The sequence below is a fragment of the Flavobacterium tibetense genome, from assembly GCF_003293845.1.
Classification (GTDB): Bacteria; Bacteroidota; Bacteroidia; order Flavobacteriales; family Flavobacteriaceae; genus Flavobacterium; species Flavobacterium tibetense.
Genome location: NZ_QLST01000038.1, coordinates 1 through 1,926, shown reverse-complemented (window position 1 = coordinate 1,926; position 1,926 = coordinate 1). Strand labels below are relative to the sequence as shown.

At 41.8% G+C, this 1,926-nt stretch carries 1 protein-coding gene; it reads right to left on the bottom strand.

Annotation, left to right across the window (positions count from 1 at the left end; genetic code table 11):
* Positions 1–65: 65 nt before the first annotated feature.
* Complete coding sequence (ltrA, locus tag DPN68_RS12975; protein WP_113990043.1) at positions 66–1,361, bottom strand: group II intron reverse transcriptase/maturase; 1,296 nt, start codon at positions 1,359–1,361, stop codon at positions 66–68.
* Positions 1,362–1,926 lie beyond the last annotated feature (565 nt).

Below are 1,926 nucleotides of genomic sequence, written 5' to 3'. Positions count from 1 at the left end.
TAATCGAGTAGACGGCTCCGCCAGAAACTGACGGAGTGCGCCTCTCACACCACCGAGCGTACGGGTCACGTACTCGGCGGTTCGCAAAGAGATGGGTTGAGTTGAATGTAGATTTCCGTTAAGGATTCATATCCTTTTTGTTTCAAGCGTTTCAAAGTAATAGTTGTTCCTAAAATGGGACTTTGGGCAATCGCCCAACCACCCTTTCTCGTTCTGCTCCATGCATAGGCGTGGTCTTGGTCTACGCCCAATCGAATCAGGTTTTTCCTTTTCCTTTCGGGTTTCTTCCAATCCTTCCAAATGCAGTAGCGGATGCGATTCCGTAGCCAACCATCGATATCTCGTAATTTCCCCATGATGTTGGTTCCTCGAAAATAGTTTAACCATCCTCGTTGGATTTCCTTTATCTTGGTGATACGTTCTTCTAGTTTGGCTGGAGTGGTTTTTCGGGTAATGCTTTTGAGTCGCATCTTTAGGTTTTTCCATGCCTTTTCGGCTACTACGAGTTGGTATTGATTCTTACTTCCTTTATTGTAAACGGGCACAAATCCAAAGCCAAGTAACGTAAAGTTAGAGGGTTTTCTAATCCCACTCTTTTCCTCGTTGATGGTTAGTTTGAGCTTGTTCTTAAGGAACTTTTCAATCACTACGCTCGTAGCTTTCGCTTGATTATGGCTCTTGCAGTAGATACTAAAATCATCAGCGTAACGAACGAATTTATGTCCTCTTCGGGTCATTTCTTTATCCAATTGATGGAGTAAGATGTTAGACAATAGTGGGCTTAAAGGAGAACCTTGCGGAACGCCTTTTCTTCGTTTTCGTAGCTTTCCGTTGATTTTAATCGGTGCTCGAAGCCATTTGCGAATGAGTTGCATTGTGGTTTTGCATTTCACTTTTTGAAACAACAAATTCAGAAGTAAACAATGGTCAACTTCATCAAAGAAATTTTTCAAGTCAATATCCACAATGTGGTTCAGTCCTGAATGGATGTAGTCCCGTGCTTGTCCAACGGCTTGTCGGGCATTTTTGTTAGGTCTAAATCCAAAACTGCTGGGTTTGAATTCGGGTTCAAATAAAGGTGCGATGCTTTGTGAAACCGCTTGTTGCAACACTCGTTCGCTTGTTGTGGGAACTCCCAATAATCGGGTTTTTCCGTTGCCTTTGGGAATTTCTATTCCTAAAATGGGTTGAATTTGATAATTTCCTTGTTTTATTTCCATAATTAACTGGTCTTTCTTTTCTGGGAATACCTTGCGGAGTTCTTTGATAGAAACGCCATCAACACCTGCACTACCTTTATTGGCAATGACGTGTTCCAATGCTTTTTGAAAGTTGTATGGATGTACTACTTTTTCAATCATCTTAGTTTTGTTTTAACCTGTTTTCGTTAAGTAGGGCTATCTACCTAGGCAAGATTCCATTACTTATTGAAAACCTCTTTGCGTTCAGTCCTTCCTTGTTTGTGAGACCTGTGCGGTATCTATTCACACCTCGTTGCTTTCAAGTACTATGACCTCTGCTGACTTCTCTTTGTGATTAACTCGTAATCTAAGAGACCTCCCCTAGTAACCGCTTTTTCCTTCCGTCTATTCCTGGTACATCTACATGACAGTAATCTGATTTAGTAGCATGTTCAGAACACTGTTTTGGACTTCGTATTGCTGTGGATACTCATCCTTACTGCTATGCCTCTTATGTACTTTCTGTTCGTCAGTACAGACTTTTGCCGTTTGACTTCCTTCAGTGCATACCTCGCGGTAAACCACCTTGTCACGTACTAAACCTTCGAGACGTTACTCTCGCGGTTAAGGGACTCACACCCTCTGGAAAAATAACACCCCGAAAATTAGTTTTTGTAGTCAAAATTTGTATTTTTGAACTATTTGAAAAGCTTTCGGGGTGTGTCCTGCATATGCAGGGCACACA

Excerpts from the sequence above, each read along its gene's own strand:
- ltrA (WP_113990043.1), bottom strand. The coding sequence starts at position 1,361 with ATGATTGAAAAAGTAGTACATCCATACAACTTTCAAAAAGCATTGGAA.